This window comes from Streptomyces sp. NPDC050211 (genome assembly GCF_040656035.1).
Lineage (GTDB): Bacteria > Actinomycetota > Actinomycetes > Streptomycetales > Streptomycetaceae > Streptomyces.
This window is the reverse complement of sequence record NZ_JBFALC010000006.1, coordinates 133,259-147,188: the sequence shown is the minus strand read 5'-3', so window position 1 is coordinate 147,188 and position 13,930 is coordinate 133,259. Positions and strand designations below refer to the sequence as shown.

12 protein-coding genes are annotated in these 13,930 nt (G+C 70.6%); 4 read left to right on the top strand and 8 right to left on the bottom strand.

From position 1 onward, the window contains the following. Nucleotides 1-119 precede the first annotated feature (119 nt). A complete protein-coding gene (locus AB0I98_RS09065) occupies nucleotides 120-866 on the top strand; it encodes a DUF6227 family protein (RefSeq protein ID WP_362937513.1) in 747 nt (248 codons plus the stop codon). Between the two features lie 126 nt (nucleotides 867-992). Here the strand turns inward: AB0I98_RS09065 and AB0I98_RS09060 are convergent, their stop codons facing one another. From AB0I98_RS09060 to AB0I98_RS09045, 4 genes are all read right to left on the bottom strand, one after another. After that, on the bottom strand, nucleotides 993-3,101 hold the full coding sequence (locus tag AB0I98_RS09060; protein ID WP_362937510.1) for a fructose-specific PTS transporter subunit EIIC: 2,109 nt from the start codon (nucleotides 3,099-3,101) through the stop codon (nucleotides 993-995). Between the two features lie 328 nt (nucleotides 3,102-3,429). Further along, nucleotides 3,430-4,377 (bottom strand): 1-phosphofructokinase, encoded by a 948-nt coding sequence (gene pfkB / locus AB0I98_RS09055; protein ID WP_362937507.1) that lies wholly within the window; start codon nucleotides 4,375-4,377, stop codon nucleotides 3,430-3,432. Next, a complete protein-coding gene (locus tag AB0I98_RS09050; RefSeq protein ID WP_301981732.1) occupies nucleotides 4,374-5,135 on the bottom strand; it encodes a DeoR/GlpR family DNA-binding transcription regulator in 762 nt (253 codons plus the stop codon). The genes pfkB and AB0I98_RS09050 overlap by 4 nt, the downstream gene beginning before the upstream one ends. Before the next feature lie 215 nt (nucleotides 5,136-5,350). Beyond that, nucleotides 5,351-6,865 (bottom strand): MFS transporter, encoded by a 1,515-nt coding sequence (locus AB0I98_RS09045; RefSeq protein WP_362937505.1) that lies wholly within the window; start codon nucleotides 6,863-6,865, stop codon nucleotides 5,351-5,353. Nucleotides 6,866-6,927: 62 nt separating this feature from the next. Between AB0I98_RS09045 and AB0I98_RS09040 the strand changes: the two genes are divergently transcribed. Continuing rightward, complete coding sequence (locus AB0I98_RS09040; protein WP_362937502.1) at nucleotides 6,928-7,893, top strand: WYL domain-containing protein; 966 nt, start codon at nucleotides 6,928-6,930, stop codon at nucleotides 7,891-7,893. A gap of 66 nt (nucleotides 7,894-7,959) precedes the next feature. On the opposite strand, the gene AB0I98_RS09035 is transcribed toward AB0I98_RS09040, so the two are convergent. Further along, complete coding sequence (locus AB0I98_RS09035) at nucleotides 7,960-8,607, bottom strand: TetR family transcriptional regulator (RefSeq protein WP_362937757.1); 648 nt, start codon at nucleotides 8,605-8,607, stop codon at nucleotides 7,960-7,962. A 465-nt stretch (nucleotides 8,608-9,072) separates the two neighbouring features. Next, a complete protein-coding gene (locus tag AB0I98_RS09030; protein ID WP_362937499.1) occupies nucleotides 9,073-10,068 on the bottom strand; it encodes a sigma-70 family RNA polymerase sigma factor in 996 nt (331 codons plus the stop codon). 196 nt (nucleotides 10,069-10,264) lie between these two features. Here AB0I98_RS09030 and AB0I98_RS09025 point away from each other — a divergent pair, with 196 nt between their 5' ends. Continuing rightward, nucleotides 10,265-10,783 (top strand): N-acetyltransferase family protein, encoded by a 519-nt coding sequence (locus AB0I98_RS09025; protein ID WP_362937496.1) that lies wholly within the window; start codon nucleotides 10,265-10,267, stop codon nucleotides 10,781-10,783. 25 nt (nucleotides 10,784-10,808) lie between these two features. Here AB0I98_RS09025 and AB0I98_RS09020 read toward each other — a convergent pair whose 3' ends face one another. After that, nucleotides 10,809-11,600: a class III extradiol ring-cleavage dioxygenase gene (locus AB0I98_RS09020; protein ID WP_362937493.1), complete on the bottom strand. Its 792-nt coding sequence runs from the start codon at nucleotides 11,598-11,600 to the stop codon at nucleotides 10,809-10,811. A 131-nt stretch (nucleotides 11,601-11,731) separates the two neighbouring features. Between AB0I98_RS09020 and AB0I98_RS09015 the strand changes: the two genes are divergently transcribed. Beyond that, on the top strand, nucleotides 11,732-12,259 hold the full coding sequence (locus tag AB0I98_RS09015) for a MarR family transcriptional regulator (protein WP_362937490.1): 528 nt from the start codon (nucleotides 11,732-11,734) through the stop codon (nucleotides 12,257-12,259). Nucleotides 12,260-12,387: 128 nt separating this feature from the next. On the opposite strand, the gene AB0I98_RS09010 is transcribed toward AB0I98_RS09015, so the two are convergent. After that, nucleotides 12,388-13,929 (bottom strand): MFS transporter, encoded by a 1,542-nt coding sequence (locus AB0I98_RS09010; protein WP_362937487.1) that lies wholly within the window; start codon nucleotides 13,927-13,929, stop codon nucleotides 12,388-12,390. Nucleotide 13,930: the final 1 nt, after the last annotated feature.

The following is a 13,930-nucleotide window of genomic DNA, read 5'->3' as shown; positions in this document are numbered from 1 at the left end:
TTCCCACGCGGCCCACGCGTTTTCCGTGCGCACGTTTTCTCGGTTCCCGGACATGATGTCCGACCGAGGGGCTACGGTATGCACCCACAAGGTGACATGCAGCAACGCCGGGAGAAACCTTGAGCGTTCCGTACGAGACGGCAGCGTACGAACCACCCGAGTCGCCCGAGTCTCCGGAGGAGCACCTCGCGCGACTCCTCGGCCGTGCCCTGAACTCCTTCGAGCTGCCCGACGAGACCATACGGCGGCTCGACTGCGCGCTGGCGCACGACAGTTCGCTGCACTCCGCGCACCACAGCGCGGGACTGCACCGCGAGACGTACCGGCACACCTGGCTGCTCGCCGACGGCTCCGCGCTCACCCTCTGGGAACTCGTCCACAACACCGCCCCGGGCCGCGACCCGCAGCACGAGGTGTACGTCGACGAGGAAGAGCTGCGCGCCGCCACCGCCCGGCTGCCGCTGCCTGCGGACGCCCCGGACTTCGAACTGCCGGTGACGGTGCAGCTGTCCCCGATCCCGGTGCCCCGGCACACGTACATGCACGACGACTCGGCGGACCACGTGCGCCGGCTGCTGCGCCGCGCGGAGAACCCGGACCGGCCGGGAGCGGACACGGCCGCACTGCTGACCACGGCCTTCGCGTACCAGATCACCCAGGCCTTCGGCCGCCCGTGCCGCGCGGGCCGCGCGGGACTGGGTTACGCGCTGTACGAGCACGCGTTCCTGCTGCACGACGGCGAGGAGATCTCCCTCTGGGAGGTCGAGCACACGGCGACGCCGGACGGCCGGCACATGTGCGAGGTCTACGTCACCGAGGACGCGGCCCGCGACGCGATGGAGCGGCGGGCGGCGCGGGTCTCCTGAGGCACGACGCGGGTCTCCTAAGTCACGTAACGCGTCACACGTGTGCGGTCGGCCGCGAGCCTCCGGAGAGGACCGCGGCCGACCGCACCGTGCCGTGTGCGCCGCTACACCGCCGCTACCCCGCCGTTACGCCGCCACCGGCTGCTTCGCCTCCGCCGGTGCCGTGGGCGCGCCCGCTGTCTCGGCGGTCACTGTGCCCGGGACCGTCTTGCGCAGGCCCTTGAGGATGATCACCAGGGCGGTCGTGACGCCCACGCCCGCGGCGACGGCAACCAGGAAGAGGAACGGGTTGCCGATCAGCGGGACCACGAACATGCCGCCGTGCGGGGCGCGCAGCGTGGCGTGGAAGGCCATCGACAGGGAGCCGGTGACCGCGCCACCCACCATGGACGCGGGGATCACGCGCAGCGGGTCGGCCGCGGCGAACGGGATCGCGCCCTCGGAGATGAAGGAGGCGCCCAGGACCCAGGCGGCCTTGCCGTTCTCGCGCTCGGTCGGGGTGAAGAGCTTCGCCCGAACCGTCGTCGCCAGTGCCATGGCCAGCGGCGGGACCATACCGGCCGCCATCACGGCCGCCATGATCTTCATCGCGGAGTCGCTGGGGCTCGCGACCGCGATGCCCGCCGTGGCGAAGGTGTACGCGACCTTGTTGACGGGGCCGCCGAGGTCGAAGCACATCATCAGGCCGAGCAGGGCGCCGAGCAGGATGGCGTTGGCGCCGGAGAGCCCGTTCAGCCAGTCGGTCATGCCCTTCTGGGCCTCGGCGATGGGCTTGCCGATCACCACGAACATCAGGAAGCCGACGATCGCCGAGGAGATCAGCGGGATCACCACGACCGGCATGATGCCGCGCACGGCCGCGGGGATCTTGACCCTCTGGATGGCCATCACCACGCCACCGGCGATCAGACCGGCGGCCAGACCGCCGAGGAAGCCCGCGTTGATGGTGAGGGAGATCGCACCGCCGACGAAGCCGGGCACCAGGCCCGGCCGGTCGGCCATGCCGTAGGCGATGTAGCCGGCCAGGACCGGGACGAGGAACTGGAAGGCCACGCCGCCGATCTGGAAGAGCAGCGCGCCCCAGCTGTCGACCTGGCCCCAGTCGAAGTGCTCCATGACCGACGGCGCCTTGTTGACCTCCCAGCCGCCGATCGCGAAGCCGAGGGCGATCAGCAGACCGCCCGCGGCGACGAACGGGACCATGTAACTCACGCCGGACATCAGCCACTTGCGCAGCTTGGTGCCGTAGCCCTCGCCGGAGTCACCGGCGCGATCGACCGGCGTGCCCGCGCCGGAGGACGCCGCCGCGGTCTTCTCACCGCGCGCCGCCTTCCCGCGCACCTCGGTGATCAGCTCGCCGGGCCGGTTGATGCCCGCCTTCACGCCGACGTCGACGGTCGGCTTGCCGGCGAAGCGGTCCTTCTCCCGTACGGGTACGTCGTGGGCGAAGATCACGCCGTCCGCCGCCGCGATGACCGCCGGATCGAGCCGGGTGAAGCCGGCCGAGCCCTGCGGCTCTACGACGATCTCGACGCCCGCCTCGCGGCCCGCGTTCTCCAGCGACTCGGCCGCCATGTAGGTGTGCGCGATGCCGGTGGGGCAGGAGGTGACGGCGACGATACGGAAGGGGCGCTCGCCGGAGTCGGACGAGGTGGCCGGCTCCGTGCTGACCGCTGCGGCGCCGACGGAGGCCGCCCCCGGCGCCGCAGCGGTGTCTTCGGAGGCGCTCTCAGCGCCGTGCGCGCCCCCCACGCCCTCGGACGCGCCCTCCGCGCCACTCGCCACCGCCGGCACCTCGTCCCCACGGATCAGCGCCGCCGCCGACTGCGCATCGCCCACCGACCGCAGCGCGTCCGTGAACTCGGTGTTCATCAGCTGCCGGGCCAGCGACGACAGGATCGTCAGGTGGGCGTCGTCGGCGCCGGCCGGCGCGGCGATCAGGAAGATCAGGTCGGCCGGGCCGTCCGCCGCACCGAAGTCGATGCCGTCGGCGCTGCGCCCGAAGGCGAGCGTCGGCTCGGTGACGTGCTCGCTGCGGCAGTGCGGGATGCCGATGCCGCCGTCGAGGCCGGTCGGCATCTGCGCCTCGCGGGCGGCCACGTCGGCGAGGAAGCCCTCGAGGTCGGTCACCCGGCCCTGGGCGACCATGCGCTCGGCGAGGGCTCGGGCCGCCGCTTCCTTGGTATCGGCGGACAGGTCGAGATCGACCAGGTCCGCGGTGATCATGTCGCTCATCGCGGGCTCCTTCGCACGCGTATCGCCCGGGGACTGCGGTGGGCGCTTCTGGGGACGGGGATGCTGTGGGGGGCTTCGGGGGGTGCGGAGGCGGGGCCGGGGAAACCCCGCCTCCGCCGGTCGGCAGGGCGGCTCAGGATGCCCTGCCGACCGTCGGCTGCGGCGAGTAACGGGGTGCTTCGCCGCTTCAAGGCCGGTCCATACGGTGTCGCCGATGACGCCATAGCCGGAGCCAAAGCCGTGGATGTAGCCCTAGCCGCAGCCGCCATCGTCGTAAAAGTCATCAACGCGGCAAAAGTCGTGAGCGGCATGAAAGACATCACATCGGTCATGACACCGGCTCCTTCAGTACGCGGTCCACCGGCACCTCGGCCGTGACCGTGACCGCGGCCGGGTCCAGGTCGCCCGGTGTCGGCATCACGCTTCCGGGCAGCTGGACGGCGGCAGCACCGTGTGCGACGGCGGAGGCGAGGGCCTCCGGGCCGCTGCCGCCTGCGATCAGGAACCCGGCGAGCGAGGAGTCGCCGGCGCCGACGTTGGAGCGCACGGCGTCCACGTGCGCGCTGCCGAACCAGGCGCCCGCGCTGTCCACGAGCAGTTGCCCGTCCGCGCCCAGGCTCGCCAGCACGGCCCGCGCGCCCATCTCGCGCAACTCCTCGGCCGCCTTCACCGCGTCGCCCACCGTCGCCAGCGGGCGTCCGACGGCCTCCGCGAGTTCCTCGGCGTTCGGCTTCACGACGTCGGGCCGCTCACGCAGCGCTGCCAGCAGGGCGGGCCCGGAGGTGTCCAGCGCGATCCGTGCGCCCATGGCGTGCGCCCGCGCAACCAGCTCGGCGTACCACGACGGCGCGAGCCCCCGCGGCAGGCTCCCGCAGCACGCGATCCACGCGGCGTTGTGCGACTGCCTGCGCACCGTCTCGAAGAGCAGCTCCTGCTCCTCGGCCGACAGCTCCGGACCCGGTGCGTTGATCTTCGTGAGCACTCCGTCCGCCTCCGCGAGCGCGATGTTCGAGCGGGTGGGCCCGGCGATCGGGACCGGCGCGACCTCGATGCCCTGCGCGTCCAGCAGATCCGCCACGAGCGCGCCCGGCGCACCACCCAGGGGCAGCACCGCCACCGTGCGCTGCCCGGCTGCCGTGACGGCGCGCGAGACGTTCACGCCCTTGCCGCCGGGGTCCATGCGCTCGCCGGTGGCGCGGATGACCTCGCCGCGCTCCAGCGAGGGGACCTCGTAGGTGCGGTCGAGGGACGGGTTGGGGGTGACGGTGAGGATCATGCGCGCACTACTTCCGTGCCGCCGCGCTCGATCGCGGTGGCGTCTTCGGGGCTCAGCCCGCTGTCGGTGATCAGCAGGTCCACATCGCTCAGGTCGCCGAACCGGGCGAAGTGCTCCTGGCCGTGCTTGGAGGAGTCGGCGAGCAGCACCACGCGGCGGGCGGCGGCGAGGGCCGCGCGCTTGACCGCGGCCTCGGCGAGGTCGGGGGTGGTCAGACCGTGGTCGGCGGAGAAGCCGTTGGCCGCCACGAAGAGGACGTCCGCCCGGATCTCGCCGTATGCGCGCAGCGCCCAGGCGTCCACGGCGGCGCGCGTACGGTGCCGTACGCGCCCCCCGACGAGATGGAGCTGGATGCCGGGGTGGTCGGCGAGGCGGGCCGCGATCGGCAGGCTGTGCGTGACGACGGTGAGGGACGCCTCCAGCGGGATGGCCGCGGCGAGCCGCGCCACCGTCGTACCGGCGTCGAGGATCATCGTGCCCTCGGTCGGCAGCTCGGCGAGGGCCGCCTTGGCGATGTGGTCCTTCTCGTCGGCCGCGGTGGTCTCGCGCTCGGCGAGGTCCGGCTCGAAGTCGAGACGTCCGGCCGGGATGGCCCCGCCGTGCACCCGGCGGACCAGGCCGGCGCGGTCGAGGGCCTTCAGATCGCGCCGGATCGTCTCGGCCGTGACCTGGAACTCCTCGGCCAGCGACACCACGTCCACGCGCCCGCCGTCACGGGCGAGGCGGAGGATCTCCTGCTGCCGCTCCGGTGCGTACATGCCCGTTCACCTCCGACTCATGCCCGACCTTGTGGTTTCAGTCGGAGGCTACGCCCGGATTTCCGGAAAGTAAACAGGGTCGGACCTGATTCGGGCATGAACGGACTTCCCCCCTTGTCGCATGTGACATAGCACTAAGCCATATGTGACATAGCACTAGGAGGGGCCCGGCGCCGACAGCGACACCGAGCCCCTCCGACCGGACAACCTCCCACCTACGACACCAACTCGGGCTCCCGCTCCGTCACCCGCACCTCGGCCTCCGCCCCCTCCACATGCTGAGTCGGCCGCTTCGGCAGCGCGAACATCAGCAGGAAGATCGCGCCCATCACCGCGGCCACCCACACCAGCGCGTACTGGAAGGCGTCCACGAACGCCGGGCCCACCTCGGCCGGCACCAACTGCTCGCTGATCCGCCCGAAGAACACGACCGACACCAGCCCGAGCCCCAGCGCGTTCCCCATCTGCATCACGGTGTTGATCAGCCCCGACGCGGAACCGGCGTGCTCGCGCGGCACCTCCGACAGCACGGCGTCGGTCAGCGGGGCGAAGATCAGGCCCATGCCCGCGCCCATCACGATCAGGGGCAGCGCCATCTGCCAGGAGGCGATCCCGAGGCCGTACCGCTCGGACTCCCACAGGTAGAGCAGGACACCCGCCGCCATCGTCAGCGCGCCCGCCTGAAGCACCTTGCGCCCGAAGCGCGGGACCAGCTTCTGCACCGACATCCCGGCCGCCACCGACACCGCGATGGAGAACGGCACACCCGTCAGCCCCGCCCGCAGCGGGCTCCAGCCCAGCCCGGTCTGCATGTACAGCGTCCACACCAGGAAGAAGACACCGAGACCGATCCCGAACACGGTCTGCACGGCGATACCGGCCGCGAAGCTCTTCACCTTGAACAGCGACAGCTCGACCAGCGGGGAGCCGTCCCGCGCGGTCTTCCGCTTCTCGTACGCCACCAGCGCCGCGAACACGACGAGCGCGCCCGCCATCGACACGTGCCCCCACAGCGGCCAGCCCAGCTCACGGCCGCGGGTCAGCGGGTAGAGCAGCATCAGCAGACCCAGCGTGACCAGGCCGACGCCGGCGAGGTCGAGCTTCAGCGCCCGCGGCGCCTTGGACTCGGTGATGAAGCGGCTGCCGAGGATCAGACCGATGATGCCGACCGGCAGGTTGATCAGGAAGATGGGCCGCCATTCGAGCCCGAACAGGTTCCACTCGGTCAGCAGCGCGCCCAGCAGTGGACCGGAGACAGCTCCCAGACCCACGATCGCGCCGAACAGCCCGAACACCTTGCCCCGCTCGTGCGCCGGGAACGTCGCGTGCACGATCGACAGCACCTGCGGCACCATCAGCGCCGCCATCGCGCCTTGCAGGATCCGCGCGGCGACCAGCATCTCCGGGTTCGCCGCGAAGCCGCACAGCGCCGACGCGAGTGTGAAGCCGCCGATGCCGACGAGGAACACCCGCTTGCGGCCGTGAATGTCGCCGAGCCGTCCGCCGGTGATCAGGCCCGCGGCGAAGGCCAGCGCGTAACCGGCCGTTATCCACTGGATCTGGCTCCAGGAGGCGCCGGCTTCCTGCCGGATCGACGGGATGGCGATATTGACGATCGTGACGTCGACGAGGTCCATGAAGGCCGCGGTCATCACGATCGCGAGGGCGAACCAACGGCGGCGGTCTGCCGGAGCGGCCGGCACCTGCGGTGAGGTCTCGGTGGAAGTCATGACCTCAAGTTAGAACCGCAGTAGGTCAGATCATGTCCTAGTTCTGCGGCATCCTCGAACTCATGACGACAGACACTCCGGCCCGGCTCCTCCAGCTGCTCTCCCTGCTCCAGACGCCCCGCGAATGGCCCGGCGGCGAGCTCGCCGACCGGCTCGGCGTCTCCCGCCGCACGGTCCGCAGGGACGTCGACCGGCTGCGCGAACTGGGCTATCCGGTACAGGCGACCATGGGCGCCGACGGCGGCTACCGGCTGGTCGCGGGCAAGGCGATGCCGCCGCTCGTCCTCGACGACGAGGAGGCGGTGGCGATCGCGGTCGGGCTGCGGGCGGGCGCGGGGCACGCGGTGGAGGGGGTCGACGAGGCCTCCGTACGGGCGCTGGCCAAGCTGGAGCAGGTGCTGCCGTCCCGGCTACGGCACCGCGTCTCCACCCTCCAGGCCGCGACCACACCGCTGACCAGCGGAGACGGGGCGAGCATCGCCCCCGAGACGCTCACCGTGATGGCGTCGACCGTGGCCGGGCGGGAGCGGCTGCGGTTCGCCTACCGGGCGAAGGACGGCACCGAGTCGCGACGGCTGACCGAGCCGTACCGGCTGGTGTCGACAGGACGCCGCTGGTACCTCGTCGCCTACGACCTCGATCGCGCCGACTGGCGTACGTTCCGCGTCGACCGCGTGAGCGAGCCCTTCGCCACCGGCGCGCGGTTCGCTCCGCGGGAGCTGCCGACGGGGAGTGCGGCGGAGTACCTGCGGCAGTCGATCCGGGGCCAGCAGGACACCTACGCCTTCATGGCCACGTTCGCCGACTCCGCCGAGGCGGTGGGCGCACGGCTGCCGGCCTGGCTCGGGCCACCCGAGCCACTGGGCCCGGACCGGTGCCGGCTGCAAGCCACCACGAGCGATCCGGTGGAGTGGCTGGCGGTACGGCTAGCGATGCTCGGAGTCGACTTCACGGTACAGGCGCCCTCGGAACTCATGGAATGCGTAAGGGAGTTGGGCGGACGGCTGAGCCGGGCGGGCGGGGCGTGAAGCGCCCCGAAGGGGCGCGGGGAACTGCGCGACCAGCCACGACGGCGCCGCAGACGAACAAACGGCCTACCAAAACCCCCGCACCGCCTCCAAGTTCCGCAACGCCAACGCGGCCGGCCCCTCCGGCCCCGTCGCCGGCGCCTCGCCCGACGCCCAGGACTCGACCGCCACGCGCACCGCCGCGCCGGCGACGGCAGCGGCGTAACGGAGTTCGGGGGACATCACAGGGCGCTCGGCAACGTTGTCGTCACCCTCAGCCACCGCTGGGCCCCCGGCAACCCCACCCCGCTCCCCCAGCACCACAGCCAGCGACGTCTCCGACGCCAGACACACCTCGCCCCACACCTTCCGCAGCGCGGGGCTGGTCATGGCCAGGCGGACCAGCGTGCGCACCCACTCCCAGGACGCGGCGGAGACCCCCGTACCCGGCGTCAGGGTGTGCCGTACGGCGTGTTCCAGGGCCTCGGGGAGCGGTAGTTCGGCCGGAGCCTCCCGTACCGCCTCGGCCCAGCGTTGGGCGCCCGTGGTGTAGAGCGGGGCGACGGCCTCCTCCTTGGTCGCGAAGTAGCGATAGAAGGTGCGGGGCGCGATGCCCGCGGCCTGGGCGATGTCCTCGGCGCGGGTGGCCCGCAGACCCTGGGTGACGAAGAGACGGGCCGCCACCCTGGCGATCTCCATCCGGGTCTCCGCCTTGCGTCGCTCGGTCAGCGACATCGGCGCGGGCCCGGAGGGCGCTGTGGACGCGGCCCGGTTCTGTGCGGGGGTGGGACTGCTCACACTCGGCAGGCTATGCCCCTGTGACACAATCTGCCATTCGGCGGGCCACCCCGTGGTTCAGGTACGGGGTGGCCTGCCGTCCAGCATGCCCTGGCGGGGGGAGGCCGGGGCAGAGCCGGGCCCCGGCGCCCGGGGGGAGGGGCACCGGAACCCGGCTCGGGGAGAGTCCCGGCGCCGGGGGGAGGGCGTCGGGACTTGGTTCAAAGGGGGTCGCTGGTCTTGTTCCCGCGACCCCGCGGGTTGAAGCGGCGTTAAACACGCCATGTTTGCGCGGTCTTTCGCCACCAGCGCACGCGCCTCCCAAGGCCGTACGCCTCCCAGCCCACGCAGCGTCCCACGCGCGCCGGACTCGAAACAGTCTGTCCTACAGGTCTCTTACAGGTCTCTTACGCCGCAGCTCTCTTACGCCGCCGCGTCGAACCCGGTCTGGCGCGCCAGCTTCTTCAGCTCCAGCAGGGCGTGCTTCTCGATCTGCCGGATCCGCTCGCGGGTGAGGCCGTGCTCCTTGCCGACCTCCGTCAGCGTGCGCTCCCGGCCGTCCTCGATGCCGTACCGCATCTTGATGATCGAGGCGGTGCGCTGGTCGAGGCGGCTGATCAGCTCTTCCAGGCCCTCGCTGCGCAGCAGCGTCAGCACCGACTGCTCGGGCGAGACCGCGGAGGTGTCCTCCAGCAGGTCGCCGAACTGGGTGTCGCCGTCGTCGTCCACCGACATGTTGAGCGAGACCGGGTCGCGGGCCCAGTCCAGGACGTCCGTCACGCGCTCCGGCGTCGAGCCGAGCTCGGCGGCGATCTCGGCGGGCTCCGGCTCGCGGCCGTTCTCCCGGTTGAACTCGCGCTGGATGCGGCGGATCCGGCCCAGCTCCTCCACCAGGTGGACGGGGAGCCGGATGGTGCGGGACTGGTCGGCTATCGAGCGGGTGATGGCCTGGCGGATCCACCAGGTCGCGTACGTCGAGAACTTGAAGCCCTTGCGGTAGTCGAACTTCTCCACCGCGCGCACCAGACCGGCGTTGCCCTCCTGGATGAGGTCCAGCAGGGGCAGGCCGCTGCGGGGGTAGCGGCGGGCCACGGCGACGACCAGGCGGAGGTTGGAACGGATGAAGACGTCCTTGGCCCGCTCACCCTCGGCGACCAGTGCCTCGAGCTCCTCGCGGGTGGCGTCCACCTGGGACTCCGCCTCGCCGTCGAGGACCTGTCGCGCGAACACACCCGCCTCGATGGTCTGAGACAGCTCGACCTCCTTGGCGGCGTCGAGCAGCGGTGTACGCGCGATCTCGTCGAGGTACATGCCGACCAGGTCGCGGTCGGCGATCTCGCCGCCGTGGGCGCGAACACTGCGTGCCGCGTCGGTCCCGCCCTTGGCGGACTGACGACGGGCGACGGCACCGGTTGCCATGCGTGCTCCCTTGCGATGGTGAGGTCAGCGGGTGGTCCCTTGGATGCCCGGTTCTACGCCTCGGGTGACTCTTCTGTTCACTCCTCGGGTGCCCTGCATCCGATGGAAACAACGACTGGAATCAGGACAGAATTCCCAACCCGCCCCTCTATTTTTCTGATCATGCAGTACCCTGTGCCGCCACATAGGAGGCGTGATGTCGTCGGAACGTACAGAGGTGCAGGTCAGGCCGGGAGTCGAGAGCGACCTCGAAGCCCTCACCGACCTCTACAACCACTATGTACGTGAGACGGCCATCACATTTGACACGGCTGCCTTCACTCCGGAAGAGCGCCGCCCTTGGCTGCTCTCCCACCCTGAAGACGGCCCGTACCGGCTGAAGGTTGCCGCGGCGGTGGACTCACAGGAAATTCTGGGCTACGCCACATCCAGCCCTTACCGTGCGAAGCCCGCCTACGCGACCTCCGTCGAGGTCACGGTGTACGTCGCCCCCGGCGCGGGCGGCCGTGGCATCGGCACGCTCCTCTACAAGGCCCTCTTCGACGCGCTGGCCGGCGAGGACCTGCACCGGGCCTACGCGGGCATCGCCCGGCCCAACGAAGCGTCCACGCGGCTGCATGAACGCTTCGGATTCCGGTACGTCGGCACGTACCGCGAGGTGGGCCGGAAGTTCGGCCGCTACTGGGACGTCGCCTGGTACGAGAAGGATCTGTAGGCCACGCAGGCCACTCGGACCGAGGTCACCCGAACTGAACGGACCGCTTCGCCATTCCCATCCAGAACCCGTCGATCACCGACTTCTGCGCCTCCAACTCACCGGCCGCGTCCGCCGCGCCCAGCGTCACGAACAGCGGGGCGAAGTGCTCGGTGCGCGGATGGGCGTAGCGGCCGGCCGGAGCCTTGTTCAGGAAGTCCAGCAGGGAGTCCACGTCATGGGACTCCAGCGCGCGCCGGCCCCAGTCGTCGAACTCCGAGGACCAGCGCGGCACTCCCCCGCCGGTGTGCCGCAGCGCGGCCAGGTTGTGGGTGAAGAAGCCGGAGCCGACGATCAGTACGCCCTCGTCGCGCAGCGGCGCGAGTGTGCGGCCGATCTCCATGAGCCGGACCGGGTCGAGGGTCGGCATGGAGACCTGAAGGACCGGGATGTCGGCCTCGGGGAACATCTCCACCAGCGGGACATAGGCGCCGTGGTCGAGGCCGCGGTCCGGGACGTCCTGTACGGGCATGCCCGGCGCGCGCAGCAACTTCCGTACGGACTCGGCGAGTTCGGGGGCGCCCGGGGCGTCGTACCGCACCTGGTAGTAGTGCTCGGGGAAGCCCCAGAAGTCGTAGACGAGCGGGGCCGGTTCGGTGGCGCCGAGGGCGAGCGGGGCCTCCTCCCAGTGGGCGGAGACCATCAGGATCGCCTTGGGGCGCGGCAGGTCGGCGGACCAGGCGGCGAGTTCGCCGGGCCAGATCGGGTCGTCCGCGAGCGGTGGGGCGCCGTGGCTGAGATACAGGGCGGGCATGCGCTCCTGAGTGGCGGCGGACATGACGGCGACTCCCTCCGGAGAAGTGCTGCGAACTGCTGCTCGAAGCTATTGCTTAAAATCTAAAACATCCCTTCTGAATCCTACGCCTCGTTTGTTTAACCTTCAAGGAGAGCCCTCGTACAGTGGAGTACATGAACACGGCACCCGCATCCACCGAAGTAGCGCCCGCAGCCGAGGAGCCCCGCTGGCTCACCGCTGACGAGCAGCGCACCTGGCGCTTCTACCTGCACGCCACCACGCTTCTCGAGGACCACCTCGACCGCCAGCTCCAGCGTGACGCGGGCATGCCGCACATCTACTACGGCCTTCTGGTCGCCCTTGCCGAGTCCCCCCAGCACCGGTTGCGGATGACCGAGCTGGCCATGAATGCGAAGATCACCCGGTCCCGGCTCTCCCACGCCATCGCGCGTCTGGAGAAGAACGGGTGGGTACGGCGGGAGGACTGCCCCTCCGACAAGCGGGGGCAGTTCGCGGTGCTGACGGAGGAGGGCGCGGAGGTGCTGCGCCGCACCGCGCCGGGTCATGTCGAGGCCGTACGCCAGGCCCTGTTCGACCGGCTCACCCCGGAGCAGCAGAAGTCCCTCGGCGAGATCATGCAGATCATCGCGGAGGGACTGCAGCCGAGCGAGGCGGGGGCAGATCTGCCCTGGCTCCGCTGAGCCACAAAAGGGTGCGGACCTGCCCCCGGCTCCGGTGCGCGGAGTCGGGGGCAGGTCCTGGGAGTCGTACGTACGAGAGCGTCCCCTCCCCCGTACGTACGAGTCGGTCCCGAAGGGGTGTCGTCGGCTCAGTGGGCGACGACGGGTACCGCCACCTCATCCTCGACGCCTTCGGCCGATCCGGCCACCGCAGAGGTGTCGGGCTTGCCGGCGTTGACGAGGACCATGACGAGGACCGCGGCGAGGACCAGCATGCCGACGGCGAACCAGATGGCGTTGGTGTAGCCGTGCACCTGACCCTGCAGTTGGACCAGCTGCTGCTGGGAGCTGGAGGTCGCCGAGCCGATGTGGTCCGCGATGTAGGTGGTCGTGGCCGACGCGGCGATCGTGTTCAGCAGAGCCGTACCGATCGCGCCGCCCACCTGCTGCGAGGTGTTGACCATCGCGGAGGCGACACCGGAGTCCCGGGGCTCGACGCCCAGGGTGGCCAGGGACATGGCCGGCATGAAGGCCGTACCCATACCGAGACCGAGCAGCAGCATCGCCGGCAGGATCGTCGAGTTGTACGACGAGCCGATCTCCAGCTGCGTCATCAGGAGCATGCCGATCGCGGCGACCAGGAAGCCGGGGCCCATCAGCATCCGCGCCGGGACGCGGGTCATCAGACGGGTACCGATCTGGGTCGAGCCGACCATCATGCCGACGATCATCGGCATGAAGGCGAAGCCGGTCTTGATCGGCGTGTAGCCCTTCACGATCTGCAGGTAGTAGGTGAGGAACAGGAAGGTGCCGAACATCGCGATGATCGCGATACCGAGCGAGAGGTAGATCCCGCCGCGGTTGCGGTCGGTGATCACGCGCAGCGGCAGCAGCGGGGCCTTGACCTTGGCCTCGGTGATGACGAACGCGATCAGCAGGACCACCGACGCGACGAACATGCCGACGGTCACCGAGTCGCCCCAGCCGTCGGACTCGGCGCGCGTGAAGCCGTAGACCAGCGCGACCAGGCCGAGGGTGGAGAGCAGGACGCCGGGGATGTCGAGCGGGTTGCGGTTGCGGCCGCCCTCCGGCTCACGGATGACGAAGTACGCGCCGAGCGCGGCGACGATCGCGAACGGGATGTTCACGAAGAACGTCCAGCGCCAGTCCATGTACTCGGTCAGCACACCGCCGAGGATGAAGCCCACGGCACCGCCACCACCGGCGATCGCGCCGTAGATGCCGAACGCCTTGGCGCGCTCCTTGGCGTCCGTGAACATCACGGCGAGCAGGGAGAGCGCGGCGGGCGCGAGCAGTGCGCCGAACACGCCCTGGAGGGCACGGGCGCCGAACATCATGGCCTCGTTGGTGGCCGCACCGCCGAGCGCGGAGGCCGCGGCGAAGCCGATCAGACCGACCACGAAGGCGCGCTTCCGGCCCCACAGGTCGGCGACCCGGCCGCCGAACAGCAGCAGTCCGCCGAAGGCGAGGGCGTAGGCCGTGACGACCCACTGCCGGTTGCCGTCGGAGATGCCCAGGTCCTGCTGGGCGGAGGGCAGCGCGATGTTCACGATGGTCGCGTCGAGCACGACCATCAGCTGGGCGAGCGCTATGAAGACGAGCGCTTTCCAGCGGTTGGCGTCGCCGGACGAGGCCGGGGCGCCGGGAGCCTTTGAGGCTGTTTCAGACATG